The organism is Mycobacterium sp. TH-M82 (assembly GCF_057473605.1).
On record NZ_JBYCKY010000439.1, the window covers coordinates 1 to 3450 of the forward strand.

Annotated in this window: 3 protein-coding genes; 1 reads left to right on the forward strand and 2 read right to left on the reverse strand. The window is 66.2% G+C overall.

What is annotated here, in order from left to right; all coding sequences use genetic code 11:
- Positions 1–592 (reverse strand): ATP-grasp domain-containing protein (locus AC2VON_RS13560; RefSeq protein WP_486953432.1); only part of this gene is annotated, 592 nt, incomplete at its 3' end.
- Positions 593–895: 303 nt separating this feature from the next.
- On the opposite strand from AC2VON_RS13560, the gene AC2VON_RS13565 reads away from it, so the two are divergent.
- Entirely contained in the window at positions 896–1942 is a 1047-nt protein-coding gene (locus tag AC2VON_RS13565; RefSeq protein ID WP_486953434.1) for a M23 family metallopeptidase, read from the forward strand.
- 99 nt (positions 1943–2041) lie between these two features.
- On the opposite strand, the gene AC2VON_RS13570 is transcribed toward AC2VON_RS13565, so the two are convergent.
- Positions 2042–3450 (reverse strand): 3'-5' exonuclease (locus tag AC2VON_RS13570; protein ID WP_486953433.1); only part of this gene is annotated, 1409 nt, incomplete at its 5' end.

Below are 3450 nucleotides of genomic sequence, written 5' to 3' on the forward strand. Positions count from 1 at the left end.
CGGGGGTGCGCACCAGCGGGTTGACCTCGACCAGGGTGGCGTCTTCTTCGACGAACACCTCCCACAGCTTGGTGATGGTGACAGCCGCGGCATCCAGCACCTCGGTGGGCAGATGTCCCTGTTCGGCGATCGAACGCGCGAAGACAAGGTCGACGCCGGTGACAGGATCGACGGACACCTTGGCGAGGCGGTCCGGTTTGGTCGCGGCCACCTCCTCGATCTCCACGCCCCCCTCGACCGAGCACATAGCCAGGTAGGTGCGGTTGGCCCGGTCGAGCAAAAAAGAGAGGTAGTACTCCGCGGCGATGTCGCTGGCTTCGGACACCAGCAGCTTTTTGACGACGTGGCCCTTGATGTCCAAGCCGAGAATGTGCTGCGCGTGAGTGTAGGCGTCCTCCGGTGTGGCGGCGTACTTGACGCCGCCGGCCTTGCCCCGCCCGCCGGTCTTGACCTGGGCCTTCACCATCACCGGTCGACCGATCTCCGTGGCGATCGTCTGTGCGCCCGCGGGTGAGTCGGTCACCCGGCCCGGGCTGGTGGGCACGCTGTGCTTGGCGAACAACTCTTTCGCCTGGTACTCGAAAAGGTCCATGGCCTCACTGTCTTAATCGGGTCGGCGGCGTGTCGGCGGTTACGGTTCACGCGGACTTCGTAATTCCAAGCTTCGGGGGAACTGTATCGACACCGCTACAGCGTTTCGGCGCCGCATACCATTCCTGTGGCATATCTCACCGCGAGTGGATTGTGATACACCTCACATTCCTGGCCCAGGTTTTCCCGATAGGTTGCCTCTTTCGTGGGGAAGTGGTTACCGTTTCGGGGTCCAGATAACGTTCTGATCACGACCAGAGAGATTCCCAGGTTGACGAAGCGCGGTCTGCCCCCGTTTCCTGGCTTGCGTGGGCACAGTGACTGGCCAGACTGGTCATCCCCGCACCCCAATGAGGTCACCGACATCATCCCGTTCGATGAGTTCGGCAACGTCGATGACCTGGATGATGTGGACCGCAGCGATGACACCGCATTCGCCAGCGATGCGCCGGCGTCGGGTGCACCCGACGTGTATTGCCCGGCCGACACCACCGACGACCCGGCCGACCTGGCCGACCTGGCCGACCTGGCCGACCTGGCCAGCCTGGCCAACCTGGCCCCGCTGCGGCCCGCACGTCCCCGCGCCCACCCCGATCACCGGCGCGCGACAAGACCGTCCGGTGTGCCCGGGCGCCGGGCAAAACACCGCAGACAACCGACCAGTGCCGTCAAGGGCCGCGTGCTGATCGCCAGCATGGCGGCTGGCGCGGCGGCCGCAGCGGCGCACGCCGCGACCCAGTCGCCCGACACCGCCACGGCGCAGACGGTGCTGGTCGCCGCTAACTCCTCGCTGGGCGGCGGAACAGGCGCCACCGCCAGCCCCGCCAGCCCCGCTGGCCACGGCATGCAGATGGTCACCGTCAAGCCGACGGCGAACATTGTCGTGCACAACGAGGAGCTGGCTAAGGGTGTGGCGTTTGCTCAGGAGCGTGCCGACCGGGAAGCCCGGCTGCAGCGGCCACTGTTCGTGATGCCGACGCGGGGTCTGTTCACCTCGAGCTTCGGCTACCGATGGGGTGTGTTGCACGGTGGCATCGACATCGCCAACTCGATCGGCACCCCGATTGTGGCGGCATCCGACGGAGTCGTCATCGAGGCGGGCCCGAGCGCCGGCTACGGCATGCTGGTCAAGCTGCGGCATTCCGATGGAACGGTAACGCTGTACGGCCACGTCAACAGCACGACGGTCAGCGTCGGCGAGCGGGTGATGGCCGGTGACCAGATCGCCACGATGGGCAATCGGGGCTACTCCACCGGCTCACATTTGCACTTCGAGGTGCTGCAGGGCGGCACCAATCGCATCAACCCGGCCTCCTGGCTGACCAACCGCGGGGTCAACCCGGGGGGATAGCCACCCGGTGGTGGCCACCGAAGTGACAACCGGCTGGTGGCCAAGCCGTGTTGACGCTGAATCGGGAGACGAAGCGCTGGCTTCCGGCGGCCTGACCACTTAGAGCTTGGTGAGTGGGGCGTGGTTGTGCATCAGCTTGACCCGCCCGGAGCTGCCGAAGTCGATCAATGACATCGCGGATTCGCCCACCCCGGATACCTCCTCGACCCGACCGAGCCCGTATTTGTCATGGGACACCCGGTCGCCGGGCTGCAGAACCAGCAGCGGCCGCTTGCCGGCCGCGGAGCGGGTGGGCGACGGGCGCGGAGCACCGAATCGACCGACGCCGCTGACCGGCGCACTCAACGATGCAGTGGTATCGGTGGTGTCGGCGCGCCGCCAATCGACGAGGTGCCGTGGGATCTCCCGCAGAAAGCGGGATTCCGGGTTCAGCATGGGTTGACCCCACGATGAACGCACCCTGGCCCTGCTTACGTAGAGCCGCTGGCGCGCCCGGGTGATGCCGACGTAAGCCAGCCGACGTTCCTCGGACAGCTCGCGTGCGTCATCCAGCGACCGCATATGCGGAAACATGCCGTCCTCCCAGCCCGTCATGAACACCACCGGGAACTCCAGCCCTTTGGCCGTGTGCAGCGTCATCAGCGTGACCACACCGGCACCGTGCTCGGGAATCTCGTCGGTGTCGGCGATCAGCGAAACCCGCTCCAGGAAAGCTGCCAGCATCCCGGCGTCCGGCACGCCATCTTCACCGGCCGGAGCATCGGCGGCGTTCTGCTCAGCAAGCAGGTTGGCTCGGTCGACGCTGAATTCGTGTGCAACGCTGACGAGTTCGTTGACATTGTCCAGCCGGGCCAGATCCTGCGGATCGGCGGAGGACTCCAGCTCACCCCGGTAGCCGGTCCGGTCCAGCACCATCTCGACCAGACCGCCGAGGTCTTCCCCGGAGGAGTCCAGGCGGCCCCGCAGGTCATCGAGCAGCTCGACGAATGCGGCAATCGCCTTCTGCGAGCGGGTATTGACCATCGGCACGTTGCCGTCGGCGGCGGTGGCCAGCGCCTCAGCGAAACCGATGCCGGCGTTCTCGGCGTAGAGTGCCACACACGCCTCCGCACGGTCCCCGATGCCGCGCCGGGGAGTGTTGAGGATGCGCCGCAGGCTCACCGTATCGCCGGGGTTATCCACCACCCGCAGGTAGGCGATGATGTCGCGGATCTCCTTGCGCTCATAAAACCGTACGCCGCCAACGACTTTGTACGGGATTCCGGTTCGGATGAACACCTCCTCTAGTGCTCGCGACGCGTTGTTTGTCCGGTAGAACACCGCGACGTCGCTGTAGCTGAGCTCACCACGGTCGGCCAGCGCGTCGATCTCCCCCGCGGCGAACCGGGCCTCGTCGTGCTCGTTGTCGGCCACGTAACCGACGATCAGCTCCCCGTCGCCGGCGTCGGTCCACAACCGTTTCTCCCGGCGCCCGGAGTTGCAGGCGATCACCGCGTTGGCCGCCGACA